Source organism: Dietzia cercidiphylli, from assembly GCF_039531545.1.
Lineage (GTDB): Bacteria > Actinomycetota > Actinomycetes > Mycobacteriales > Mycobacteriaceae > Dietzia > Dietzia natronolimnaea.
In genome coordinates, this window is the sequence record NZ_BAAAQG010000002.1 from 37,419 (window position 1) to 61,551 (window position 24,133).

The 24,133-nt window shown below is 71.7% G+C and carries 23 protein-coding genes; all 23 read right to left on the minus strand.

Annotated features, from left to right (window positions below; all coding sequences use genetic code 11):
• Position 1: 1 nt before the first annotated feature.
• Entirely contained in the window at positions 2 to 505 is a 504-nt protein-coding gene (locus ABD250_RS00185) for a PH domain-containing protein (RefSeq protein WP_182609492.1), read from the minus strand.
• A complete protein-coding gene (gene ribH, locus ABD250_RS00190; protein WP_179525336.1) occupies positions 502 to 978 on the minus strand; it encodes a 6,7-dimethyl-8-ribityllumazine synthase in 477 nt (158 codons plus the stop codon). The genes ABD250_RS00185 and ribH overlap by 4 nt, the downstream gene beginning before the upstream one ends.
• On the minus strand, positions 975 to 2,231 hold the full coding sequence (locus ABD250_RS00195) for a bifunctional 3,4-dihydroxy-2-butanone-4-phosphate synthase/GTP cyclohydrolase II (protein ID WP_182609493.1): 1,257 nt from the start codon (positions 2,229 to 2,231) through the stop codon (positions 975 to 977). Before ABD250_RS00195 ends, ribH begins: the two co-directional genes overlap by 4 nt.
• 75 nt (positions 2,232 to 2,306) lie before the next feature.
• On the minus strand, positions 2,307 to 2,930 hold the full coding sequence (locus ABD250_RS00200) for a riboflavin synthase (protein WP_182617907.1): 624 nt from the start codon (positions 2,928 to 2,930) through the stop codon (positions 2,307 to 2,309).
• A 42-nt stretch (positions 2,931 to 2,972) separates the two neighbouring features.
• Positions 2,973 to 4,016: a bifunctional diaminohydroxyphosphoribosylaminopyrimidine deaminase/5-amino-6-(5-phosphoribosylamino)uracil reductase RibD gene (gene ribD, locus ABD250_RS00205; RefSeq protein WP_344390157.1), complete on the minus strand. Its 1,044-nt coding sequence runs from the start codon at positions 4,014 to 4,016 to the stop codon at positions 2,973 to 2,975.
• Positions 4,017 to 4,018: 2 nt separating this feature from the next.
• Entirely contained in the window at positions 4,019 to 4,687 is a 669-nt protein-coding gene (gene rpe, locus ABD250_RS00210) for a ribulose-phosphate 3-epimerase (RefSeq protein WP_179525340.1), read from the minus strand.
• A 116-nt stretch (positions 4,688 to 4,803) separates the two neighbouring features.
• The gene (locus ABD250_RS00215) at positions 4,804 to 5,742 is read right to left on the minus strand and encodes an alpha/beta hydrolase (RefSeq protein ID WP_182657699.1); all 939 of its coding nucleotides are present in this window, start codon (positions 5,740 to 5,742) and stop codon (positions 4,804 to 4,806) included.
• A gap of 6 nt (positions 5,743 to 5,748) precedes the next feature.
• Positions 5,749 to 7,155 carry an RsmB/NOP family class I SAM-dependent RNA methyltransferase gene (locus ABD250_RS00220; protein WP_182657701.1) on the minus strand — a complete coding sequence of 469 codons (1,407 nt, stop codon included), beginning with the start codon at positions 7,153 to 7,155 and terminating at the stop codon, positions 5,749 to 5,751.
• A 179-nt stretch (positions 7,156 to 7,334) separates the two neighbouring features.
• Entirely contained in the window at positions 7,335 to 8,267 is a 933-nt protein-coding gene (gene fmt / locus ABD250_RS00225; protein ID WP_182657718.1) for a methionyl-tRNA formyltransferase, read from the minus strand.
• Positions 8,268 to 8,269: 2 nt separating this feature from the next.
• Entirely contained in the window at positions 8,270 to 8,824 is a 555-nt protein-coding gene (gene def / locus ABD250_RS00230; protein ID WP_179525343.1) for a peptide deformylase, read from the minus strand.
• An 81-nt stretch (positions 8,825 to 8,905) separates the two neighbouring features.
• On the minus strand, positions 8,906 to 10,951 hold the full coding sequence (locus ABD250_RS00235) for a primosomal protein N' (RefSeq protein WP_182657703.1): 2,046 nt from the start codon (positions 10,949 to 10,951) through the stop codon (positions 8,906 to 8,908).
• Positions 10,952 to 10,994: 43 nt separating this feature from the next.
• On the minus strand, positions 10,995 to 12,206 hold the full coding sequence (gene metK / locus ABD250_RS00240) for a methionine adenosyltransferase (protein WP_182611193.1): 1,212 nt from the start codon (positions 12,204 to 12,206) through the stop codon (positions 10,995 to 10,997).
• A gap of 58 nt (positions 12,207 to 12,264) precedes the next feature.
• Positions 12,265 to 13,545: a bifunctional phosphopantothenoylcysteine decarboxylase/phosphopantothenate--cysteine ligase CoaBC gene (coaBC, locus tag ABD250_RS00245; protein ID WP_182616196.1), complete on the minus strand. Its 1,281-nt coding sequence runs from the start codon at positions 13,543 to 13,545 to the stop codon at positions 12,265 to 12,267.
• A complete protein-coding gene (gene rpoZ / locus ABD250_RS00250; protein ID WP_107747549.1) occupies positions 13,542 to 13,826 on the minus strand; it encodes a DNA-directed RNA polymerase subunit omega in 285 nt (94 codons plus the stop codon). Before rpoZ ends, coaBC begins: the two co-directional genes overlap by 4 nt.
• 72 nt (positions 13,827 to 13,898) lie before the next feature.
• Positions 13,899 to 14,504 carry a guanylate kinase gene (gmk, locus tag ABD250_RS00255; RefSeq protein ID WP_182657705.1) on the minus strand — a complete coding sequence of 202 codons (606 nt, stop codon included), beginning with the start codon at positions 14,502 to 14,504 and terminating at the stop codon, positions 13,899 to 13,901.
• 7 nt (positions 14,505 to 14,511) lie between these two features.
• Positions 14,512 to 14,835: an integration host factor, actinobacterial type gene (mihF, locus tag ABD250_RS00260; RefSeq protein ID WP_007631925.1), complete on the minus strand. Its 324-nt coding sequence runs from the start codon at positions 14,833 to 14,835 to the stop codon at positions 14,512 to 14,514.
• A gap of 439 nt (positions 14,836 to 15,274) precedes the next feature.
• Positions 15,275 to 16,126, minus strand: a complete 852-nt coding sequence (gene pyrF / locus ABD250_RS00265) for an orotidine-5'-phosphate decarboxylase (RefSeq protein ID WP_182609395.1) — start codon at positions 16,124 to 16,126, stop codon at positions 15,275 to 15,277.
• Positions 16,123 to 19,485: a carbamoyl-phosphate synthase large subunit gene (gene carB / locus ABD250_RS00270; protein ID WP_182657707.1), complete on the minus strand. Its 3,363-nt coding sequence runs from the start codon at positions 19,483 to 19,485 to the stop codon at positions 16,123 to 16,125. Before carB ends, pyrF begins: the two co-directional genes overlap by 4 nt.
• The gene (gene carA / locus ABD250_RS00275) at positions 19,485 to 20,708 is read right to left on the minus strand and encodes a glutamine-hydrolyzing carbamoyl-phosphate synthase small subunit (RefSeq protein ID WP_182609397.1); all 1,224 of its coding nucleotides are present in this window, start codon (positions 20,706 to 20,708) and stop codon (positions 19,485 to 19,487) included. The genes carB and carA overlap by 1 nt, the downstream gene beginning before the upstream one ends.
• On the minus strand, positions 20,705 to 21,253 hold the full coding sequence (locus ABD250_RS00280; protein ID WP_182609398.1) for a PH-like domain-containing protein: 549 nt from the start codon (positions 21,251 to 21,253) through the stop codon (positions 20,705 to 20,707). Before ABD250_RS00280 ends, carA begins: the two co-directional genes overlap by 4 nt.
• On the minus strand, positions 21,250 to 22,566 hold the full coding sequence (locus tag ABD250_RS00285; protein ID WP_182657710.1) for a dihydroorotase: 1,317 nt from the start codon (positions 22,564 to 22,566) through the stop codon (positions 21,250 to 21,252). The genes ABD250_RS00280 and ABD250_RS00285 overlap by 4 nt, the downstream gene beginning before the upstream one ends.
• Positions 22,563 to 23,504: an aspartate carbamoyltransferase catalytic subunit gene (locus tag ABD250_RS00290; RefSeq protein ID WP_182617266.1), complete on the minus strand. Its 942-nt coding sequence runs from the start codon at positions 23,502 to 23,504 to the stop codon at positions 22,563 to 22,565. Before ABD250_RS00290 ends, ABD250_RS00285 begins: the two co-directional genes overlap by 4 nt.
• Positions 23,501 to 24,085, minus strand: a complete 585-nt coding sequence (gene pyrR / locus ABD250_RS00295) for a bifunctional pyr operon transcriptional regulator/uracil phosphoribosyltransferase PyrR (protein WP_179525354.1) — start codon at positions 24,083 to 24,085, stop codon at positions 23,501 to 23,503. Before pyrR ends, ABD250_RS00290 begins: the two co-directional genes overlap by 4 nt.
• Positions 24,086 to 24,133 lie beyond the last annotated feature (48 nt).

The following is a 24,133-nucleotide window of genomic DNA, read 5'->3' on the forward strand; positions in this document are numbered from 1 at the left end:
CTCAGCGGTCGGCGACGGTTTCGGGATCGGCGGCCGAGGGCTTGTACCGGCGGACCGTCTCCCGCATGGTGCCCATGGCCTCGACCGCGTCCTGACCGTCGACGGTGAGGATGGCCCAGACGCCGACGTGCTCGTAGGCCGGTAGTTCGAGCCGGGGCCACATGCTCGACCGGGGGAACGTGATCCCCACGACGTCCTGCCAGTCCCAGAGCCGCGAACGCAGTGGTCCGCGGACCTCGACCCCCTGCTCGCCCACCCGCACCCTGATCCGGAGGAGGGTGAGCAGGACGCCGGCGAAGATCAGACCGATCGCCACGAAGGCGAGCTGGTCGGCGATCCCGATGGTGACCCCGGTGTCGTCGCGGACCAGCACGACAGCCCAGACGACGTGGGCGAGGACGGTCAGGATCGCCAGCGCGATCACGGCGATCCGGAGTCGTCGTGGACGGTGCTCGAAGTCCCAGTGGTCGAGATCCGGGCGCTCGAGGTCCGAACGCCCGGTCATCGTCCGGCCCGCAGGTCGCGCAGGGTGACGGCCGCCCGCAGGGCGGCGGCGACCGCCTCCCCGCCCTTGTCCTCGGTGGCGCCCTCGTGCCCGTCACGGTCGCGGGCCTGGGCCTCGTTCTCGGTGGTGAGGACCCCGTGGGCGACCGGCGTGGCCTCGTCGAGCGCGATCCGGGTCAGGCCGTCGGTCACCGAGCCGCACACGTAGTCGAAGTGCGGGGTCGAGCCCCGGATGACCACCCCGAGGGCCACCACGGCGTCGTGTGACCTGGCGAGTTCCTGGGCGACCACCGGGAGCTCCACGGCTCCCGTGACACGGGCGACGGTGACCACCGCGCCGGAGGTCTCGGCCACCGCGAGGGCCCGGTCCATCAGTTGCGCGCAGATCTCGTCGTGCCAGGTGGAGGCCACCACGCCCAGCCGCAGCCCGCGGGCGTCGGGGATCACCAATTCCGGCCTACCGGTGCCGCTCATCGCCGATCCTCTCCGTTGGTGTCCGGGTCGATCCCGTCGTCCAGGCCCTCGAGCAGGTGGCCCATCCGGTCCCGCTTGGTCCGCAGGTACCGGAGGTTCTCCGGGGTCACCGCGGTGGGCATGGGGACCCGCGCCACCACCTCGACCCCGCCGGCACGGAGGGCGTCGGCCTTGGCGGGGTTGTTGGTCATCAGCCGCACGCGCGTCACCCCGAGATCGCGCAGCATCTGCGCGGCCAGGCTGAAGTCCCTGGCATCGGCGGGCAGTCCGAGGTCGAGGTTCGCGTCCACCGTGTCGCGGCCGTCGTCCTGAAGCTGATAGGCGCGGAGCTTCTGCACCAGGCCGATCCCCCGGCCCTCGTGACCGCGCATGTAGAGGACCACCCCGCGCCCCTCCTCGCACACCGAGGCGACGGCCGCGTCCAGTTGCGGACCGCAATCGCAGCGCAGCGAGTGGAAGACGTCCCCGGTGAGGCACTCGGAGTGGATGCGGACCGACACGGGCTCGTCGCCCGAGATGTCGCCGGCGACCATGGCCACGTGCTCGACCCCCTGGAGGACGTCGCGGTACCCGTGGGCGGTCATCGTGCCGGCCGGGGTCGGGATGCGGGCGGCGGCCTCGTGGATCACCTGCACCTCGTGCGCCCGCCGCCAGTCCTGCAGGGCCTCGATCGTGATCAGCGCGAGCCCGTGCTCGTCGGCGAAGCGCCGCAGTTCCGGGGTCCGGGCCATGGTGGTCGGATCGTCCTCGGACACGATCTCGCAGATCACCCCGGCGGGCCGCAGGCCGGCCAGGCGGGCGAGGTCCACCGCGGATTCCGTGTGACCCGGCCGGGTCAGCACCCCGCCGGGACGCGCGCGCAGCGGCACCACGTGACCCGGGCGGGTGAAGTCCCCGGGGACGGCTTCGGTGGAGGCCAGCATCCGGGCGGTGCGGGCGCGGTCTGCGGCCGAGATCCCGGTCGAGACTCCGGTACGGGCGTCCACGGTCACCGTGTAGGCGGTGTCGTGCCGGTCCTCGTTGATCGCCCGCATCGGCGGCAGATCCAGGCGGAGGCAGTCCTCGGCCTCGAGCGCGACGCAGACGTACCCCGACGAGTAACGCACGAGGAAGCCCATGAGCTCGGGGGTCGCGAGCTCGGCGGCGAAGATCAGGTCGCCCTCGTTCTCCCGGTCCTCGCTGTCCACCACGACCACGGCTCGTCCCGCCGCGATGTCGGCGATGGCGCGGTCGATGCCGTCGAAGGTGGTCACTGCTGCGGGTTCTCCTCGGTACTCATCAAACCCGGGCGTCGGCCGCGGGCACGGCCACAAGTATGGCGCATCCGGTCACCGGGACCGGCCACCGCGTCCACCGAGGAGACGCTCCACGTACTTGGCCAGCACATCGACCTCGAGGTTGACCGCGTCCCCCGGGGTCAGGCGGCCGAGGATCGTGTCCTCCAGCGTGGTGGGGATGAGCGAGACCTCGAACCACGGTTCGGTCTGGTCGAGCGCACTGACCGCCGACACGGTGAGAGAGGTGCCCGACACCGTGATCGACCCCTTCTCCACCACGTAACGGGCCAGGTCCTGCGGCAACGAGATGCGCACCACGTGCCACTGGTCGTGCTCGGTCCTGCTGATCACCGCGCCGGTCCCGTCGACGTGCCCCTGGACGATGTGACCCCCGAACCGCGCGTCCGCCCGCATCGCCCGCTCCAGGTTCACCGGGTCCCCGGGGCTCAGCGCACCCAGGGCGGTGCGGTCCAGGGTCTCGGCCATGACGTCGGCGTCGAATCCCTCTCCGGCGGTGAACTCCGTGACGGTGAGGCAGACGCCGTTGACGGAGATCGACTCCCCGTGACGGGCGTCCGACGTGACGAGGGGTCCGCGGATCCGCAGTCGCGCGGAGTCCCCGACGGTCTCGACCGATTCCAGCGTGCCGAGTTCCTCGACGATTCCGGTGAACATCAGTGTGGTCCTCTCGTGGATGTAATCATGCGGTGCGCCTGGTCACGCGGTGCGTCTGGTCATGCGGAGGTAGACGTCACGACCCAGGGTCGCGTTCTCGCGCACCTCGAAGCCGTGGGCGTCGGTGAGCGTGCCGACCCCGGCACCCTGGACGGCGGACCGACCGTCTCCCAGCACGATCGGGGCGAGGTAGGCCTCGACCTCGTCGACGAGCCCGGCGGCGAGGAACGCCCCGGCCAGACGGGGGCCGCCCTCGACCAGGACGTGCTGGACGTCGCCGAGCATCGCGAGCGCCTCCGCGGGATCGCGGGTGGCCAGGTGCCTGAACCGGCCGTCGGAACCCCGCACGGCGGCGTCCGGGGGCACCGGGGTCAGTCCCATCACCGCCCGGAGTGGTTGCCGATCCGTGGGCGCCCCGTCGTCGGACCGGGCGGTGAGCGAGGGGTCGTCGGCGGCGCGGGTCCCCGAACCGACGACGACGACGTCGATCTCCTGCCGTCGTCCGTGCACGTGATGTCGTGACTCGGGGCCGGTGATCCATCGGCTGCTGCCGTCGGCCGCGGCCACCCGGCCGTCCAGGGTGGCCGCGTACTTCCAGGTGACGTACGGCCGGCCCGAGCGTTGGCGGTGCAGCCACGCCCTCAGCGGACCCTGTTCGGCGGCGGCCACCTCGTCGTCGTCAGCCTGCGCCACGTCCACCCCGGCCCGCCGCAACGTCTCCGCCCCACCGGCGGCGAGGGGGTTCGGATCCCGCACGGCGTAGACCACGCGCGCGACGCCCGCGGCGAGGGCCCGCGCGGAACAGGGCCCGGTTCGGCCCTGGTGATCGCAGGGTTCGAGGGTCACCAGGAGTGTGCCGCCCCGGGCGCGGTCCCCGGCGGCGTCGAGAGCGACGACCTCGGCGTGCCGGCCGCCGGGTGCCTCGGTGGCCCCGCGTCCGGCCACGGCACCCGCGGGGTCGAGTACCACGGCGCCCACGGGCGGGTTGGGTGTGGTGACCCCCAGCGACGACCGCGACAGGGCGAGCGCGTCGGCCAGGGACTCGCGCTCACGGCGCCGTCGACCGTCGTCCGGCCCATCCGACATCGTCACGCCCGTGCGTCCGCCGCCCCCGCGCGCAGGGTCTCGATCATGGCGTCGGGGTCGGGCGCGCCGTAGACGGCGGATCCGGCGACGAAGACGTCGCAGCCCGCGGAGGCGGCGTCCCCGATGGTGCGCGAGTCGATGCCGCCGTCGATCTGGATCAGCACGTCGAGCCCGCGCCGGTCGATCTCCGCGCGCAGCGTGCGGACCTTGTCGAGCACCTCCGGCATGAACGACTGGCCCCCGAACCCGGGCTCGACGCTCATCACCAGGACCAGGTCGACGTGCTCGAGCAGATCGAGGTACGGCTCCACGGCCGTGCCCGGCTTGAGGGAGATGCCGGCCCGGCAGCCGCGCGAGTGCAGCAGGTCCGCGACGGCCCTCGGATCGTCGGTGGCCTCGACGTGGAAGGTGATGCTGGCCGCACCCGCGTCGACGTAGTCGCCCACCCACCGTGCCGGGTCCTCGATCATCAGGTGGCAGTCCATCGGCTTGTCGGTGACCTCGCCGACCGCCTTCGCGACCGGGGCGCCGAAGGACAGGTTGGGGACGAAGTGGCCGTCCATCACGTCGACGTGGATCCAGTCCGCGGCGGGGATCCGCTCGATCTCCCTGTCCAGGCGGGCGAAGTCGGCGGACAGGATCGACGGCGCGATGAGCGGCTGGTACGACATGCCGCCCAGTCTAGGCGGGCAGGCGCGAGCGGACTTCCCAGGGCGTGGACCGGAGCCGCCTCGGGCTCTCACGTAGCCGGGCTTTCACATAGTCGGGCCCTCAGCTGGCCGGACGATCAGGCGCCCGGACCCGCCAGCGAGAGACAGAACTCGAGTTGGTCGGCCACGATCTGCTCGAAGTACGGGTCGACGTAGGGGTCGAAGTGCTCGCACGGGTACTCCAGATACCTGCCACGCGGCATCCGCTGAGCGGCCCGGCGCGCGGTCGCCGCGGGAGTGATGGCGTCCCGGGTGGCGATCTGCACCAGGACGGGGCACGCGATCCGTCTCGCGTGCCGGATCGGAGAATAGAAGCCGATCCGCACCAGGATCCGGGCTGCGACGTACTCGGGGAAGTCGCCGCGCTCCAGTCCGGAGTCCGCCGCCAGGCGGTCGACCGCGGGGTCGGCGTCCGGGCTCGTCATGGCACCGGCCTCCCCCGGCTTACCGACCAGCGGGACGTACCGGGGCTCCCCACGCCGGGCCGCGCGCCAGAGGTCGCCGATGATCGCGGGGGTGAGCCTGACCGCCGAGCGCAGCGGCGTCGCCCGGACCGCGGCCGGCCCGCTGACGTGCGGAACCTGCGCGACGACCCCCGCGAGTCGCTCCCCTGTTCCGGCGAGCGTGAGGACGTGGCCGCCCGAGAACGACGTGCCCCACGCGATGACACGGTCCGGGTCGACGCCGGTCAGTGACCGGGTGAAGGCGAGCGCGGACCGCCAGTCGTCGAGCTGACGGCCGATGTCGAGGAGCTGGCGGGGCTGCCCGTCGCTCGCGCCGAAGTGCCGGTAGTCGAAGACCACGACGACGAAGCCGGCGTCGCGGAACCGCTCGGCGTACGCGGGCAGTCGGAGATCGCGGATACACCCGAGGCCGTGCGCCATGACGATGGCCGGTGCGGTCGTCCCGCCGGGGTCCGACGAGGTCTCCGGGCGGTACACCCACGCCGCGCACCCGGTCCCGCCGGAGAGGAAGGTCGCGTCGTCCCGGCCCTGGTCCGCGTCTGATGACGGCATCGACTGTCAGTCCTCTCGTGTCGGCGGTGTGGGGTCTGAGGCGACCCTGCGCAGCCCCGCCATGAACATCGCGTCGGTGCCGTGGCGGTGCGGCCAGAGCTGCACCCACGGTCCGTCTCCGAGGCCCTCGGTGGCGGCCCCGTCGATCCCCTCGAGGATCTCGCGTACGTCGAGGAGTTCGACGTCGTCGCGCCTGTTCGCCTCTCGGATCATAGACACCGTCTCGGACAGGTGGGGGGAACACGTCGCGTAGAGCACCACGCCCCCGGGCCGCACGAGACGCAGTGCGGATTCCAGCAGCTCCCGCTGGAGCACCACCAGTCCCGGGATGTCGGCGGCGGTCTTTCGCCACCGGGCCTCGGGACGACGCCGGAGGGCGCCGAGACCCGAACACGGTGCGTCGAGGAGGACTCGATCGAACCCCGGTTCCAGACCGGGATCCCGGCCGTCCGCGGTGAGGACGGTCACCGGAAGGTCCCGGGTGGCCTCCCGCACGAGGTCGGCACGGTGTTCAGAGACCTCCACACCGGTCACCGTCGCGCCCTCGATCTCCGCCAACGCGCCCAGCATGACGGCCTTGCCCCCGGGTCCGGCGCACAGATCCAACCACCGGCCGCCGTCCTCGCCGACGAGCGGTGCACGGGACGCGGCGATCGCGACGACCTGACTGCCCTCGTCCTGCACCGTGGCGAGCCGGTCGCGCACCGCCTCGAGGGTCCCGGGGTCACCCGAGTCGAGGTGGACCGCGTACGGCGACACGACGCCCTCGGTGCCGCCGGTCACCAGCGCGAGTTCCTCCGCCGAGATGGCGCCGGGCAGTGCCGCCAGGTGCACCTTGGGGCGCGCGTCATCGGCGGCCAGCAGCTCGGGCAGCTCCGCTGCGTCCGCCCCCAGGGATTCGGCGAACGCACGGGCGATCCACTCCGGGTGCGCGGTGCCCACCGCCAGCCGGGCGACGGGGTCCGTCACGTCCTTCCGGAGCACTGCGACCCAGCCGTCCAGGTCCTGTGCGGAGACCTTGCGCAGCACCGCGTTGACGAACGCCCCGGCCCGGCCCAGCCCCTGCGTCCGCGCCGCCTCCACACTGGTGTCGACGGCCGCGTGCGCCCCGATCCGGGTGAACAGCAACTGGTAGGCGCCCAGTCGCACCAGGTCCAGGACCGGGGGGTCGATCTCCTCGACCGGGCGGCCGGCGGCCTCCGCGATGATGCGGTCCAGCAACCCCTGTGTCCGGAGGGTGCCGTAGGTGAGCTCGGTGGCCAGGGCCGCGTCCCGGGTGTCGAGTCGCGCCTTCCTGAGCTCGGACGGCAACAGGAGGTTCGCATACGCCGCGCGTTCGCGCACCGCCGTCATCACGGCGAGGGCGACGGTCCTGGCATCGGGGCGGCTCTGCCGAGGTGTTCGCCCGTCCATCCGACGGTCGGCGGATCGGGGTGCATCCGGTCGTCGCCCGCCCGACCAGCCGCTGCTCTGCCGGCCGCTGCTCTGCCGGCCACCGTCCTGCTTGCCGGTGTCCTGCCGACCGCCGCCCCGCCGGCCATCACCCTGCCGACCGCCGCCTCCGGGGCCGCGGCCCCCTCCGCCGTGGGCACTCATGAGAACTCCGCCCCGTCGTCGAGTCGGGCCCCGCGTGCCCAGTCGACGGCGTTCATCATCTTCTTGCCGGGTGGCTGGAGAGTGGCCACCGCGACGGGAGCGGTGGCCGTGCCGACGAGGAAGGTGTGCTTGTCCCACAGGATCCGCCCGGGGGCCAGGGTCGGTGCTCCCTCCCCGGACGGCGACGTGGAACCGATCTTGACCCGCTCGCCGCCGAAGGTCGTCCACGCCCCCGGGGCCGGGGTGACGGAACGGATGTGGCGGTCCACCGCCAGTGCCGGATCGGTCCAGCGGACCCGCGCGTCGTCGACGGTGATCTTCCCCGCCCGGGAGATCCCGTCGGTCGGCTGCGGGACTGCGCGGAGCTCGCCCGTCTCCAGGGCGTCCAGGGTGGCCAGGAGCAGTCCCGCGCCGGACACCGACAGCCGGGCGAGCAGGTCCCCGGCGGTGTCGCGCGGGAGGATGATCTCGGTCATCGTGCCGAGCACCGGACCGGTGTCCATCCCCTCGTCGAGACGGAAGGTCGTGGCGCCGGTCACCTCGTCTCCCGCCTCGATGGCGGCGTTGACCGGTGCGGCACCCCGCCACGCCGGCAGCAGCGAGAAGTGGAGGTTCACCCAGCCGTGTGCGGGGATGTCCAGGACGGGTCGCGGCACCAAGTGCCCGTAGGCCACCACCGGCACCGCGTCGGGTGCGAGGTCACGGAGGCGCTCGGCGAACTGCGGGTCGCGGGCGTTCGGCGGCGTGAGGACCTCGATCCCCGCGGCGTCGGCGGCCGCGGCCACGGGACTGCGGGACAGGCTCCGGCCGCGACCGGTCCGGGCATCGGGACGGGAGACCACCGCCACCACGTCGTGTCGGCCTGAGGTCAGCAGGGCCTCGAGCGAGGGGACGGCCGCCTGCGGGGTGCCGGCGAAGACGAGTCGCACCGTCACCTCACCGCCATCGCGTCGGCGAGTCGGTCGTAGACGACCCCGGCGCTGATGGCGTCGCTACCGAACCATCCGGACGACCGTATCCCGGCCATCGCCGAGCGCCGCCGGTCCGGGGTGAGGCGCTGGAGGAACAGGATCCCGTCGAGGTGGTCGGTCTCGTGCTGCACGGCGCGCGCGAGGATCCCCTCGGCCTCGAGACGCACCGGCTCTCCGTGCACGTCGACGCCGCGCGCCACGACACGCGCGTAGCGTTCGGTGGGTTCGGAGACCCCGGGGATCGACAGGCACCCCTCGTTGACGTGAGTCCTCTCGTCCCCGATCGGTTCCCACTCCGGGTTGACGAGGTGGCCCTCGCGGCCTCCACAGGTGTAGACGAACACCCGGGTGGACACGCCGATCTGGGGAGCGGCCAACCCGGCTCCGTCCTCGTGGCGGACCGTGTCCATGAGGTCGGCCACGATGCGCGCCAACCTGTCGTCGAACGAGGTGACGGGATCGGTCGGGGTCCTCAGGACGGGATCACCGAAGAGCCGGACGGGATGGACGGCCATGCGTATCTGAACTCCTCGCGGACGGGGATACGGGAAACGCCCATTCTAGGTGTTCTCCGGGCAACCCACCGCACGGGCCGGTCAGCCGATGTGTACCGGGTCGAGCCGGACCCGGACGGGGTCGGCGTTCCGCCGTCCCGACCGCGCCACCACGACCGCCCGTAGTTCGGTGGAGACCGCTCCGAGCAGCGGTGGCGGGACGCGGAGCAACACCCGCTCGGGGTCCTCCACGCCGTCGTGTCCGGGCAACTCCTCCCCCGGGGGGAGGTCGACGGGCCCGAGCACCTCCACCTCGTCAGGGATCCGGAGCTCGTCGAGGATCTCGGCCAGCGCGGAGGCCGGGCCGTCCACCGCCATCATGTGGACGGCGGGCGGGAACCCCACCTCGGCGCGGTCCGCGAGTTCGCGTTCGGCCCACCCCTGGGGGTCCCACCGCACCAGGGCCTGCGCGACCGGGGACCCGGAATCCGCCGACAGGAACACACGGCCCCCGTCGGCGGCCGGGCGGACCAGGCAGGCGGCGCCCACCCAGTGCCGAAGGGCGTTCTGTACCGCTCGGAGATCCGGGCGTCCCAGCAGGGCCCACGAGTCCAGGAGCAGCGCCGCTCCGTATCCACCCTCGGCGACCGGTTCGGCCCCGGGAGTGGACACGATGATGGCGGGGGCGGCGGGAACGGTGTCGAGGATCTCCCCGCCCCCGCTCGTCCGCACCCTGACCCCGGGGAACATCCGGCCGAGCTCCTCGGCCGTCCGGCCCGCGCCCACGACACCCGCGCGCAGGGCCCGCGACCCGCAGGCCACGCACCGGAAACCCGGCTCCGGGGCTCCGCACCAGCCGCAGGCGAGATCCACGGGGCCGTACACCGCATCCATCCGCCCCGCGCGGAGCGGACCGTTGCACCGGCGACACCGGGCCGGTGTCCTACACGACCCGCACAGCAGGGTCGGGATGTACCCCTTCCTCGGGACCTGGACGAGCACCGGGGCGTCCACGTCGACGGCCTCCCGGGCCATCGTCACCGCCACCGCGGGCAACCGGGTGCGCCCGCCGGCCACATCACGGGCCTGGGTCGGATCCGCGTCGGAGAACGCGACGACGCGCGGGGCGAGCGCCCGGACGAGCCCGGGTTCGGGCCGGATCTCGTGTGCCCACCCCGACCGCACGTACTCGGCCACCTCCGGGGTCCGATCCACCGAGCTCAGCAGCAACGGGGTGCCGTCCAGCACGGACCGCTGTGCGGCGACCTCCCTGGTGTGCGGATAGGGGGCGCGGGGCTCCACGAACGAGTCGTCGCCGTCGTCGTGCAGCACGATCAGACCCGGCTCCGGGAGCGGTGCGAACACGGCGCTGCGGGTCCCCACCACGATCCGGGCGTGCCCGCGGACCGCCCGCAGCCACCGTCGGTACCGAGCCGAGGGGCCGATCCCCGCGGACAGGTCGACCACCAGGTCCCGCCCCGTGGCTCCCCCGCCCACGATCTGCCGACACTCCGCGGTCAACCGGTCGACGTCCCGCTGGTCCGGGACGATCAGCAACACCTGCAGGCCCCTCCGCCTGACCGAGTCCGCCAGGGCGGCGAGTGCGCGCGCCCAGTCCCGTCCGGGCGGCACGGTCCAGACGGCCCGGGCCGGGACCCCCCCGGTCGCCGCGTCGAGGAACCGCGTCACCATCGGGTGGTCGGACCAGCCGACCGGGATCTCGACCGGGCCCTCCGTCACACCCAGCGGTGGTTCGCGGTCCGGCACCGATTTCTCGGCCGCGGCGTGCCGCGGGGGGATCGCCAGTCGCAGGACGTCCGAGCGCATGCCCACCCACCGTCGCGCGACCAGGTCGACCAGCCGGAGCAACTGCGGTGTGAGCACGGGCTCCGGCGAGACGACGCGCTCGAGCCACGCGAGCTCCCCGCGGTGATGCGTCTCGTCCGAGCGCTCCACGAGGTACCCGTCGACGAGGCGGCCGGCGAACCGCACGCGGACGCGGGTACCGGGTACCGCCTGGTCGGCCAGGGACTCCGGGACCAGGTAGTCGAACTCCCGGTCCAGATGCGGAACCCCGAGCAGGGGCAGGACCCGGGCCACGGGGGCCGTGGCCGCCGCGACCCGGGCCGCTGGGCGCGTCGTGGTCACGGTCTCGGATTCTCGCACCCCGCTCCGACAACCGGGACGGTCGTCAGTGCCCGACGGCCCGCTTGAGTTCGTCGACGCGGTCGGTCCTCTCCCAGGGGAGGTCCAGATCGGTCCGGCCGAAGTGACCGTAGGCGGCCGTCCCGGCGTAGATCGGACGCTTGAGGTCCAGGTCGCGGATGATCGCGCCGGGACGCAGGTCGAACACCTCTGTGACGGCCTCCTGCAGGGCCGCGATGTCGACCTTCTCGGTCCCGAACGCCTCGACGAACAGCCCGACCGGGGCGGCCTTGCCGATGGCGTAGGCGACCTGGACCTCGACCCGCTCGGCCAGGCCGGCGGCGACGATGTTCTTGGCGACCCACCGCATGGCGTACGCCGCGGAGCGGTCGACCTTGGACGGGTCCTTTCCGGAGAACGCGCCGCCACCGTGGCGGGCCATGCCGCCGTAGGTGTCGACGATGATCTTGCGTCCGGTCAGGCCGGCGTCGCCCATCGGGCCGCCGAGCACGAACCGTCCGGTCGGGTTGACCAGGAGGCGGAACTCGCCGGTCTCGATACCGGCCGCGGCCTCGGCGAGGACCGGCCCGATGACGTGCTCGGTGAGGTCGTCGCGCAGCGTCGTCTCCAGATCGATCTCGGGTGCGTGCTGCGTCGAGATGACGATCGTGTCCAGGCGTACCGCGCGGTCGCCGTCGTACTCGATGGTCACCTGGGTCTTGCCGTCCGGGCGCAGGTAGGCCAACGTGCCGTCCTTGCGGACCTCGGTCAGCCGGCGTGACAGGCGGTGTGCCAGAGCGATGGGCAGCGGCATGAGCTCAGGGGTGTCCGAGCACGCGTAACCGAACATCAGGCCCTGGTCGCCGGCGCCCTGTCGGGCGATCGCGTCCTCGACCGGGTCGGCGGAGGTCCGTGCCTCGTGCGACGTGTCCACGCCCTGGGCGATCTCGGGGGACTGCTGCCCGATCGAGATCGACACACCACAGGAGACGCCGTCGAAACCCTTGTCGGAGGAGTCGTATCCGATCTCCACGATCTTCTCGCGGATGAGCTGCGGGATCTCCACGTAGCCGCTCGTCTTGACCTCGCCGGCCACGTGCACCATCCCGGTGGTCACCATGGTCTCCACGGCGACACGGGCTTCGGGGTCCTGCGTCAGCATCGCGTCCAGGATGGCGTCCGAGATCGCGTCACAGATCTTGTCCGGATGCCCCTCGGTCACGGACTCGCTGGTGAACAGCCGACGTGCCTGCGTCACAGTGGTTCTCTCTTCCTGGTGCCGGATGCGTGTGATCGGTCGATCGCGTGGGGACAGACTAGTCGGTGCGGTCCGTGGTGGTTCGCGCGGATGGGGCCGCGGCCCGGGACACCACGGCGTCGAGGATCCGGCTGGCTAGGAGATCTTTGCTCGCCCTGTCCACCGGCGTCTCCCCGCCCGCGGAGTCCAGGATCCACCCGCCGTTGACGTCCTGCCCGAAAGTGGTGCCGCGACCGACCTCGTTGACGACGAGGAGGTCGCACCCCTTCCGGGCGAGCTTCGCCCGGCCGTGGTCGAGGACCGATCCCGAGGAGTCGCCGGTCTCGGCGGCGAACCCGACCAGGATGCAGCCCGCGGGGACGTCCCCGGACCCGCGGCCCGCGACGAGCTCGGCGAGGATGTCCGGATTGCGTTCCAACCGGATCTCGGCCGGTTCGGATCCGGTGCCCTTCTTGAGCTTGGAGGACGACACGTCCGTCGGGCGGAAGTCGGCCACCGCCGCGGCCTTGATGACCACGTCCGCCTCGGCCGCGGCGGCGAAGGTGGCGTCGCGTAGCTCGCGGGCGGAGTCGATGTGGATCGCCTCCACGGCCGCCGGCACCGGCAGGTCGGAGGAGGTCACGAGCGTGACCCTCGCTCCCCTCGCCGCCGCGACAGCGGCGATCGCGTGTCCCTGCTTCCCGGAACTGCGGTTGCCGAGGAACCGCACCGGATCGATCTCCTCGCGGGTACCACCGGACGTCACCACGACCCGCTTGCCGGCCAGGTCCCACGGGAGGCCGCCGCCGTCGAGCAGCAGTCTCGCGAGACGCGCGATATCGGCCGGCTCGGGCAGGCGGCCGGCGCCGGTGTCGGCCCCGGTGAGTCTCCCGGATGCGGGCGGCATGACGTGCACGCCGTCGCCCCGGAGGGTGTCGACGTTGCGCCTCGTCGCCGGGTGCTCCCACATCTCGGTGTGCATCGCCGGCGCGAGCAGCACGGGGCACCGCGCGGTCAGAAGAGTGGAGGTGAGCAGGTCGTCCGCGCGCCCGGAGGCGACCCGCGCGAGCAGATCGGCCGTCGCGGGGGCGACCACGACGAGGTCCGCCCGCTGCCCGAGGGCGACGTGGCGGACCGACGGCACGTCCGAGAACACCCCGGTGGAGACCGGGTTCCCCGACAGTGCCTCGAAGGTGGCGGACCCGACGAACCGCAGGGCCGCCTCGGTGGGGACCACGTCGACGTGGCACCCGGACTCCGTGAGGAGCCTGATCAGGCCACAGGCCTTGTAGGCGGCGATTCCGCCGCCGACCCCGACGACGACGCGCGTGCGCCGCACGTCGCCCCCGGAGTGGGTCACTCTCCCTCGGCGCAGTCGAGCAGGTCGGAATGGAGCTCGCGCAGCGCGATCGTCAGCGGCTTCTCATGCAGACCGGGGTCGACCAGGGGACCGACGTACTCGAGGATGCCCTCCTCGATCTGGTTGTAGTACGAGTTGATCTGCCGGGCGCGCTTGGCGGCGAAGATCACCAGGGCGTACTTGGAGGACGCCCGCTCGAGGAGCTCGTCGATCGGGGGGTTGGTGATGCCGATCGGGGTGTCGTACAACGGGGCTGCCGCTGCGGCTTCGATGGTGGCCACTATGGGTTCTCCTCTGGGTACAGCCTGGGTGGTGCTCTGGCCTGGGGTGGTGCTCTCGCGTCGGATTCGGCGTCAGTCTTGGCCGACCAGCAATGATACCAACTCGTCGACCGCGACCTCGAGTTCGTCGTTGACGACGACCTCGTCGAACTCCCCGCGGGCGTCCATCTCGACCTTCGCCGTCTCGAGCCTGCGGGTGACGACCTCGTGCGGCTCGGTACCCCGGCCGCGGAGACGGAGCTCGAGTTCCTCCCACGACGGCGGGGACAGGAACACGGTACGTCCCTCGGGGATGGACTCACGGATCTGCCGGACGCCGGCGAGGTCGACCTCGATGAGGACCGGCCGGCCCTCCTCGAGGGCGCGGCGGACCGGGTCGGCCGGGGTGCCCGAGAGCTGGAGGCCCCGGTGGATCTCGGCCCACTCGAGCATCCGTCCCTGGTCGACGGCCTCGCGGAACTGCTCGGCGCTGACGAAGTGGTAGTCGCGCCCGTCGACCTCGCCGGGACGTGGGTCCCGGGTGGTCATGGAGACGCTGAAGTAGAGGTCCGGCACGCGGTCACGCAGCCGTGCCACGACGGTTGACTTGCCGACGGCGGAGGGGCCGGCCAAGACGATCAGCCGGCCCCTCTTCGCCGTCGCTTCCGGGGACGAGACCCCGGATGACGGTGTGTTCATGCGTCGATCAGTCGACCGTGAAGTCGAACCGCTCGAGCAGTGCGCGGCGCTGGCGGTCTCCGAGACCACGCAGGCGACGCGTCGGTGCGATCTCCAGCTCGGTCATGATCTCCTGAGCCTTGACCTTACCGACCTTGGGCAGGGCCTCGAGCAGCGCCGAGACCTTCATCTTGCCGAGGATCTCGTCGCTCTCGGCATCCTTGAGCACCTGCTTGAGGTCGGTGCCACCACGCTTCAGGCGCTCCTTGAGCTCAGCCCGGGCGCGACGGGCGGCAGCCGCCTTCTCCAGAGCAGCTGCACGCTGCTCATCGGTCAACTGGGGAAGGGCCACAATTCCTCCGTCTCGTTCGTGTGTGTCTCATGACTCACGCGGGTGTCCACCGTAGGACATCCACGTGTGGTGTGCGGTGACCGACCCCGGCGCGTCCGCGGGCTGCGGCTCGTGCCGGGAGCGGGCGCTCCCTCGTGCTCACCGTACCCGGGCGATTCCGCCCCCCTCGCGGGAGACCGGCACGGCGTCGGGCCTGATGACCTCAGCAACAGTACGCGGCCGGATGGCCTCGTCGTCGCGCGGGGCCCGGCGTGGCACCCCGCCTGAACTGCGGATTGACGTGTGAGGTGAGGAGAAGACTAACGCCGGTCGCGTGCTCCCGCGAACCGAACCGCCCTAAATGGGGCGACCGGGTCACGGCGTCTGCTCCCGGCGACGTGGCCCCTGTGACGCCAGCCGTCCCGTGTGACGCCAGCACTCCGCCGGGGTGCCGGACCCCTCAGGCGGACCCGACGAAACGGTAGGTACGGGCCAGATCGCGGACCACCGCACGCATCGCCCCGACGTCCGGGCCCGACCGCAGGACGTGCCGGGAGACGTTGACGAGGGTGTGGGCCAACGCGGGCCCGGCGATCCTCCGGACGTCCGCGAGCGTCCCCCCCTGCTCCCCCACTCCCGGCATGAGGACCGGGCCGCGGAGACCGTCCAGTCGGGGCGGGTCGGCGACCGTCGCGCCCACGACGACACCGAACGGGCCCGGCGTGCCGGGCCCCGATGCGGCGTTCCGGTGGCCCACCTCGTCCACGACCGACTGCGCGACCGTTCCGGAGGGTCCCGTGGCCGCCTGCAGGCCCCCCGCCTCAGGGTTGGAGGTGCGGGCCAACACGAACAGCCCGCGGTTGTTCGCCGATGCGGTGTCGAAGGCGGCCTCGAGCGAGCCCACCCCCAGGTACGGGGACACGGTCAGGGCGTCGCAGGCCAGTGGTGAGTCCGCGGCCAACCAGGCCCGGGCGTACCCGGCCATGGTGGATCCGATGTCCCCGCGCTTGGCGTCGGCGATCGACAGCGCTCCCGACTCGGCGATCGACGTCAGGACCTCCTCGAGGACCGCGAAGCCCGCGGAACCGTGCTCCTCGAAGAACGCCACCTGGGGCTTGACCGCCGGCACGAGATCCCCGAACGCCTCCAGGGACCGGCGGGAGAACTCGCGGACCCCGGCGGCGTCCACTCCCAGCCCCCAGGACTCGAGGAGCGCCGGGTGGGGATCGATCCCCACGCAGAGGTTCCCGCGTGCGGAGACGGCGGACCGCAGCCGCGCACCGAACGGGTCTCGGGGTGCGCCCCCGGTCATCGGGCGGCGAACCCGCTGTGCAACTCCTGGAGGGGGCTCACCGTGACGTCACCGCGCCGGATGGCCTCGATGCCGTGCACCGCCGCCGTCGCGCCCTGGACGGTGGTGATACACGGGACCCTCCGGGTGATCGCGGCCGAGCGGATCTCGTGCCCGTCGGCGCGGGTCCCCCCGGTGGACGAGGCGATGTTGAGGATCAGGTCGACCTCGTCGGCGTTGATCCGGTCGACGATCGTCCGGACCGGGTCGCCCTGCTCGTCGACCGGCCCTCCCCCGGCCTCGGTCAGCTTCGCCACGGTCTCGCACGCGATCCCGTAGCGCCGGAGCATGAGCGCGGTGCCCTCGGTGGCCAGGACCGTGAACCCGAGCGCGGCGAGGCGCTGTGCCGGGAACACCATGGACCGCTTGTCCCGGTTCGCGACCGAGACGAACACGGTCCCGGACGTCGGGAGGACGCCCTCGGCCGCGAGTTGGCCCTTGGCGAAGGCGACGGCGAAGTTGGGGCCGATGCCCATGACCTCACCGGTCGACTTCATCTCCGGGCTGAGCAGCGAGTCGACGGGGTTGCCCTCGGGGGTGCGGAAACGGTTGAACGGGAGGACCGCCTCCTTGACGGCGACCGGCGCGTCCGCCGGGAGCGAACCGCCGTCCCGGTCGGATGGGAGGAGCCCCTCGGCCTTGAGCTCGGCGATCGTCTCACCCATCATGATGCGGGCACACGCCTTGGCGAGGTGCACGCCGGTCGCCTTGGAGACGAACGGCACGGTGCGGCTGGCGCGGGGGTTCGCCTCGAGCACGTACAGGACGTCGTCCTTGATCGCGTACTGGACGTTCATCAGTCCCTTGACGCCGATGCCGAACGCCAGTGCCTCACTGGAGCGGCGGACGCGGTCGATGTCGTCCTGCCCCAGGGTGATGGGCGGGAGGGCGCACGCGGAGTCACCGGAGTGGATGCCGGCCTCCTCGATGTGCTCCATGACGCCACCCAGGTAAACCTCGGTGCCGTCGCACAACACGTCGACGTCGATCTCGACCGCGTCGTCGAGGAATCGGTCGACCAGGACCGGACGGTCCGGGCTGATCTCGGTCGCGCGCTCGATGTACGACCGCAGCGACGTCTCGTCGTACACGATCTCCATCCCCCGCCCGCCCAGCACGTACGAGGGGCGGACGAGCACCGGGTAGCCGATACGCGCCGCGATCTCCGTCGCCTCCGTGGCGTTGATGGCCGTCCCGAACGCGGGTGCGGGCAGACCGGCCCTCACCAGGACCTCGCCGAACTCACGCCGGTCCTCCGCGAGGTCGATGGCCGAGGGGCTGGTGCCCACGATCGGGACGCCGGCCTCCTCCAACTGTGCAGCCAGGCCGAGCGGGGTCTGGCCGCCGAGCTGGACCAGGACTCCCGCGACGGTTCCCGACTCGGACTCGGCGTGGTAGACCTCCATGACGTCCTCGAACGTCAGCGGCTCGAAGTACAGACGGTCCGCCGTGTCGTAGTCGGTCGAGACGGTCTCCGGGTTGCAGTTGACCATGACGGTCTCGTACCCGGCCTCGGACAACGTGAGCGCGGCGTGGACGCACGAGTAGTCGAACTCGATGCCCTGACCGATCCGGTTGGGTCCGGAGCCCAGGATGATGACCTTCTCGCGCTCCGTCTGGGCGGCGACCTCGGACTCGGCCGCGGGGTCGAGTTCGTAGGTCGAGTAGTGGTACGGGGTCTTGGCCTCGAACTCCGCGGCGCAGGTGTCGACGGTCTTGTAGACGGGCCGCACGCCGAGCCGGTGACGCAGACGCCGGACGCCCTCGGCGCCCGCGAACTCGGGCCGCAGAGCCGCGATCTGGGCGTCGGACAGGCCGTTGTGCTTCGCGCGGCGCAGCAGCGCCTCGTCGACCACCGGTGCGTCGACGATCTCCTGACGGAGCTCGACCAGCGCGGCGACCTCCTCGAGGAACCACGGGTCGATCCCCGAGGCCTCGTGGACCTGTTCGACGGTCGCGCCGAGGCGGAGCGCCAGCTCGACGTCGTACATCCGGCCCTCGGTCGGGCGCACGAGGTCCGCGAGGACGGCGTCGACGTCGGTCGACCGTCCGGGCGCGATCGTCTCGTCGGGCAGGGTCCAGAAGCCGGCCGCCTTGGTCTCCAGCGAGCGCATCACCTTGCCCAGCGCCTCGCGATAGTTGCGGCCCAGGCTCATCGCCTCGCCCACCGACTTCATGGTGGTGGTGAGCGTGTCGTCGGCACCCGGGAACTTCTCGAACGCGAAGCGGGGGGCCTTGACCACCACGTAGTCCAGGGTCGGTTCGAAGCACGCCGGGGTCTCGCCGGTGATGTCGTTGGTGATCTCGTCGAGCGAGTAGCCGATGGCGAGCCGGGCGGCGATCTTGGCGATGGGGAACCCGGTGGCCTTGGACGCCAGCGCCGAGGACCGTGAGACGCGTGGGTTCATCTCGATCACCACGAGGCGACCGTCGACGGGGTTGATGGCGAACTGGATGTTGCAACCGCCCGTGTCCACGCCGACTTCGCGGATGATCGCGATGCCGAGGTCGCGCATGTCCTGGTACTCGCGGTCCGTCAGCGTCATCGACGGGGCGACGGTGACCGAGTCGCCGGTGTGGACGCCCAGTGCGTCGACGTTCTCGATCGAGCACACCACCACGACGTTGTCCTTGTTGTCGCGCATGAGCTCCAGCTCATACTCCTTCCACCCGAGGATCGATTCCTCGATGAGGACGTTCGCGGTGGGCGAGGCGGACAGCCCGCCGCCGGCGATCCGCTCGAGGTCCTCGGTGGTGTAGGCCAGGCCGGAGCCGAGCCCGCCCATGGTGAACGACGGCCGGACCACGACGGGCAGACCCAGTTCGGAGACGGTCGCGTGGACCTCGTCCATGGTGTGGCAGACGGCGCTGCGTGCCGAGTCGCCTCCCACACTCGCGACGATGTCCTTGAAGGTCTGACGGTCCTCACCGCGGTTGATCGCGGGGATGTCGGCGCCTATCAGCTCCACGCCGTGCTTTGTCAGGATCCCCTGCGCGTCGAGTTGGATGGCGGCGTTGAGCGCGGTCTGGCCGCCCAGCGTGGCGAGGACGGCGTCGACGGGGTGTCCGTCGGCCGCCTCCTTGACGAAGATCTTGTCGATGTACTCGGGCGTGATCGGCTCGATGTAGGTGCTGTCGGCGAACTCGGGGTCGGTCATGATCGTGGCCGGGTTGGAGTTGACCAACGTGACGCGCAGCCCCTCGGCGCGGAGTACCCGGCAGGCCTGGGTGCCGGAGTAGTCGAACTCGCAGGCCTGGCCGATGACGATCGGTCCGGAACCGATCACGAGGACGTGGTTGATGTCTGTGCGGCGGGGCATCAGTTCGAGCCCTTTCTGGAGTCTGCGGAACCGTGGGCGGCGGTGTCACCGGTTGCTGAGTCGAGCAGGCTGACGAAGCGGTCGAAGAGGTCGGCGGCGTCACGGGGACCCGCCGCGGCCTCGGGGTGGTACTGGACGGAGAAGGCGGAGCCGTCGGTGAGGGCGACCCCCTCGACGGTCGCGTCGTTCGCGCACACGTGCGTGACGGTGGCGGTGCCCCAGGGTGTCTCCCAGGTCTCGGTATCCGGGGCGCGGAGCGCGAACCCGTGGTTCTGGGAGGTGATGGCGACCCTCCCGGTCGCCTTCTCCACCACCGGGATGTTGATCCCGCGGTGGCCGAACCTCATCTTGTAGGTCTCGAGCCCGAGCGCCCTGCCCAGGATCTGGTTGCCGAAGCAGATCCCGAAGAACGGGATCCCCTGGCTCAGGACCTCTTTGGTCAGGTGCACGGCGGCGTCGGCGGTGGCCGGGTCCCCGGGGCCGTTGGACAGGAACACCCCGTCCACGTCGAGGTCGAGCACGTCCTGCAGGGTCGCGTCCGACGGGAGCACGTGGACCCGCACGCCGCGTGCGGTGAGCATGCGGGGGGTGTTGGTCTTGATGCCCAGGTCGAGCGCCGCCACGGAATGGCGTGCCCGCCCCTCGGGCTCCACGACGTAGGCGGTGTCGGTCGAGACGGCCTCGGCCAGTGACGCGCCGGCCATGGGTTCCTGGGCCCGGACGGTCGCGAGCATCGACTCGTCGTCCACCAGGTCCTCACCCGAGAAGATGCCGGCCTTCATCGCCCCGAGATCCCGGATGTGGCGGACGACCGCCCGGGTGTCCACCCCGGCGATCCCCACGATGCCCTGGGCGAGCATCTCGTCCTCGAGCGTGCGCTCGGACCGGTGGTTGGAGGCGCGGCGTGACAGGTCCCGGATCACCAGACCTGACACCCAGATCCGACCGCCGCCGTTCCGGCCGTCGAGCAGCGACTCACCGTCCTCGTCGTTCCACCCGGTGTTGCCGATCTGCGGAGCGGTGCTGACGACGATCTGCCGGTGGTAGGACGGGTCGGTGAGGGTCTCCTGGTACCCCGACATCCCCGTGGTGAAGACGGCCTCCCCGAGGGTGGTCCCGGTCGCCCCGAACGCCGTGCCGCGGTGGATGCGGCCGTCCTCGAGGACGAGGGCGGCGGGCGCGCGGCCCCCCGGTGCGACGGTGGTTCCGTTGTGCGGTGTCACTTGTTCTCCTCGGTGGTGGAGCGGGGGGTGTCCGGCCGGGTGGGCGGTGCGGCGTCGCCGCGCAGGGCCTCCCAGCGGGGGTACGAGTCCTTGTCGTCGGCCCGGAAGCCGGAGTCGATCAGGGTGGGGCCGTCGTGGCCGTCGACCTGCCATCGGGCGACGAGGATCCCGCCGCCGGGCACGGTCTTGTTGGCGAGGGCGGAGGCGCGTCGCACGTCCACCAGGTCGGCGCGGGGGATCCACACCGTGGCGTCGGCGAGGTCGAGCCGGAGTCCACCGGTGAACGCGGTGAGGGTGGCGGCCGAGCGGTGGCCGAGCGGTGCCCGGGCGATCCTCGCCTGCCAGTCACCCGCCACGGTGCTGCCGATGTACACGCCGGTCAGCGGTCCCAGCACCACGTCACCGGTCTCGGCGGGAACCTCCGGCAGCGTGTCGAAGAGGCCGGCCTGGGAGCGGCTGCGATTTCGCCAGCCCCATGCCATCAACCCGAGCAGGCCGAGGAAGACGACGATCACGCCCACCAGGGTCCAGACGTCCTGTGTCATGCGAGTACCTCTCCGTCGCGGCTGGTCATGCGGCCCCGGTATACGGTGCCCACGACCCGGGCGGCGAACGTCATCCCCTGGTAGGGGGTGTTGGCGGACAGACTTGCGAGTTCCTCCCCGACGACGGTCCACGGGGAGTCGGGATCGACGACGGCGAGGTTGGCGGGCTCCCCGACCTCGATCGGGCGCCCCTGGTCGGTGAGACCGGCGATCTCGGCGGGCCGCGTGCTCATGACGCGGGCCAGATCGCGCCAGCTCATCTCCCCCGACTCGACCAGGAGGGCCGCCACGATGGGCAACGCCGTCTCCAACCCGAGCATGCCCGGGCGGGCGGCCGCGAACTCGCAGCACTTCTCCTGGGCGGCGTGGGGGGCGTGGTCGGTGGCGACGCAGTCGATCACCCCCGAGACGAGCGCGTCACGCAGGGCGAGGGTGTCGTGGGCTTCGCGCAGTGGCGGGTTGACCCGGTAGACCCCGTCGTACGTCTCGAGCCTCGTGTCGTCGAGGAGCAGGTGGTGGGGGGTGACCTCCGCGGTGATCGAGATCCCCTGCGCCTTCGCCCACTTCAGCAGCTCGACCGTGCCCGTGGTGGAGGCGTGGCAGATGTGGACCCGCGCGCCGGCGTCCCGGGCCAGGATCGCGTCGCGCGCCACGATGGACTCCTCCGCCGAGCGCGGCCAGCCGGTGAGTCCGAGGCGGGCGGCCGTGGGCCCCTCGTGCGCCACCGCACCCTTGGTCAGGCGTGGCTCCTCCGCGTGCTGTGCGATCAGCACACCGAGTCCCGCCGAGTACTCGAGGGCGCGGCGCATCACCAACGGGTCGTAGACGCACATGCCGTCGTCGGAGAAGACCCTGACCCGGGCCTCGCCGGAGGCCATCTGACCCATCTCGGTGAGCTGTTCCCCCTTGAGTCCGACGGTGACCGCTCCCACCGGGTGGATGTCGCACAGGCCCACGGACCGGCCGATCCGCCACACGGAGTCGGTGACGGTCTGGTTGTCCTGCGGAGGCTGGGTGTTGGCCATGGCGAACACCGCGGTGTACCCGCCCCGCGCCGCCGCCGCCGACCCGGTGGCCACCGTCTCGGTGTCCTCCCGTCCGGGCTCGCGCAGGTGGGTGTGGAGGTCGACGAACCCGGGGAGCAGGACGGCGCCGGCCATGTCGTGGGTCTCGACGTCGTCAGGGAGATCCTCACCGGCGTCCGGTCCGATCGCGGCGACGAGCCCGTCCCTGACGAGCACGTCGACGGGGTCGCCCTCCCCGTAGGGCCGGACCCGGCGCAGCAGCAGGGTCGGGGGTTCGAGGGCGCTCACTCGGGGTTTCCTTCCGTTCCGACAAGGGTGTGGAGCAGGACCGACATGCGTACGTGGACGCCGTTGGTGACCTGCTGGAGAATCGCTGACGACGGGGCGTCGGCGGTGTCGAACCCGATCTCCATCCCCCGGACCATCGGTCCGGGGTGCAGGACGACCGCGTTCTCGGGCAACCGGGACGCACGGGCGGGCCCCAGGCCGTACCGCACCGCGTACTCGCGGGCGGACGGGAAGAACCCGCCGTTCATCCGCTCGGCCTGGACACGCAGCATCATCACCGCGTCCGCGCCGGGCAGCTCGGCGTCGAGGTCGGTCGAGGCCCGGACCGGCCAGTCCCCGACCCCCACCGGCAGCAGGGTGGGTGGCGCGACCAACACGACCTCGGCACCGAGGGTCGACAGCAGCAGCGCGTTCGACCGGGCCACCCGCGAGTGCAGGATGTCGCCGACGATCACCACCCGGCGGCCCTCGATCTCCCCCAGTCGTTCGCGGATGGTCATCGCGTCCAGCAACGCCTGGGTCGGGTGCTCGTGCATGCCGTCACCGGCGTTGATGACCGAGGGCCCGACGCCGCCGGGGGCGACCCAGCCGGCGATCTGGAGGGCGGACCCCGAAGCCGGATGACGCACGATGAGCGCGTCCGCACCGACCGCGGTCAGTGTCATGGCCGTGTCCCGCAGCGACTCCCCCTTCTGCACCGAGGAGGCGCTCGCGGAGACGTTGATGACGTCGGCACTCATCCACTTGCCGGCGGTCTCGAAGGAGACCCTCGTGCGCGTGGAGTTCTCGTAGAACACCGTCAGGACGGTCTTGCCCCGGAGGGTGGGCAGCTTGCGGACCTCGCGCCCGAGGAGCGTCTCCTTGAGACGGCCGGCCTCGTCCAGGATCGACAGCGCCGCGTCGCGGTCCAGATCGGCGGCGGAGAGCAGATGCTTCACCTGGCGTCCTCCGGTGTCGGCCGTCTGAGGACCACGGCGTCGACGTCGTCCGTCTCCGTGAGCCGCACCGAGACGCCCTCCTCGCGCGAGGTGGGGACGTTCTTCCCGACGTAGTCCGCGCGGATCGGGAGTTCGCGGTGCCCGCGGTCGACCAGGACGGCGAGCTGGACGCGGGCGGGCCTGCCGAGGTCCCGCAGCGCGTCGAATGCCGCCCGGATGGTCCGCCCGGAGAAGAGGACGTCGTCGACCAGGATGACGGTCGCTCCGTCGATGCCCTCGGCCGGGACCGTGGTCGGGCTCATCGGGCGGTGGGGGCCACCGGCGAGGTCGTCGCGGTACAGGGTCACATCGAGTGAACCGGCGTGTACGGCGGCTCCGCTGAACTCCCTGATGCGCTCGGCCAGACGGTGCGCGAGCGGGACACCACGGGTGGGGATGCCGAGCAGGACGACCGGACCCGAATCCGGTGCGTCCGCGGCCGTGCGTTCGATGATCTGGTGTGCCAGGCGGGATATCGTCCTGGCGACGTCATCAGACGTGAAGAGTGAAACCGAGGTCGTCTCCGGACCGTCAGCGCTCACCGATCACCACCTCCTTGTCCGCCTCGCTGGACGGCTCGTTAAAGGGAT

What these genes read in the sequence shown, in the direction of transcription:
- ABD250_RS00185 (WP_182609492.1), bottom strand. Translation starts at nt 505, where the DNA reads ATGACCGGGCGTTCGGACCTCGAGCGCCCGGATCTCGACCACTGGGAC.
- ribH (WP_179525336.1), bottom strand. Translation starts at nt 978, where the DNA reads ATGAGCGGCACCGGTAGGCCGGAATTGGTGATCCCCGACGCCCGCGGG.
- ABD250_RS00200 (WP_182617907.1), bottom strand. Translation starts at nt 2,930, where the DNA reads ATGTTCACCGGAATCGTCGAGGAACTCGGCACGCTGGAATCGGTCGAG.
- ribD (WP_344390157.1), bottom strand. Translation starts at nt 4,016, where the DNA reads ATGTCGGATGGGCCGGACGACGGTCGACGGCGCCGTGAGCGCGAGTCC.
- rpe (WP_179525340.1), bottom strand. Translation starts at nt 4,687, where the DNA reads ATGTCGTACCAGCCGCTCATCGCGCCGTCGATCCTGTCCGCCGACTTC.
- ABD250_RS00215 (WP_182657699.1), bottom strand. Translation starts at nt 5,742, where the DNA reads ATGCCGTCATCAGACGCGGACCAGGGCCGGGACGACGCGACCTTCCTC.
- ABD250_RS00220 (WP_182657701.1), bottom strand. Translation starts at nt 7,155, where the DNA reads ATGGACGGGCGAACACCTCGGCAGAGCCGCCCCGATGCCAGGACCGTC.
- def (WP_179525343.1), bottom strand. Translation starts at nt 8,824, where the DNA reads ATGGCCGTCCATCCCGTCCGGCTCTTCGGTGATCCCGTCCTGAGGACC.
- gmk (WP_182657705.1), bottom strand. Translation starts at nt 14,504, where the DNA reads ATGAACACACCGTCATCCGGGGTCTCGTCCCCGGAAGCGACGGCGAAG.
- pyrF (WP_182609395.1), bottom strand. Translation starts at nt 16,126, where the DNA reads ATGACCGGGGGCGCACCCCGAGACCCGTTCGGTGCGCGGCTGCGGTCC.
- carB (WP_182657707.1), bottom strand. Translation starts at nt 19,485, where the DNA reads ATGCCCCGCCGCACAGACATCAACCACGTCCTCGTGATCGGTTCCGGA.
- ABD250_RS00280 (WP_182609398.1), bottom strand. Translation starts at nt 21,253, where the DNA reads ATGACACAGGACGTCTGGACCCTGGTGGGCGTGATCGTCGTCTTCCTC.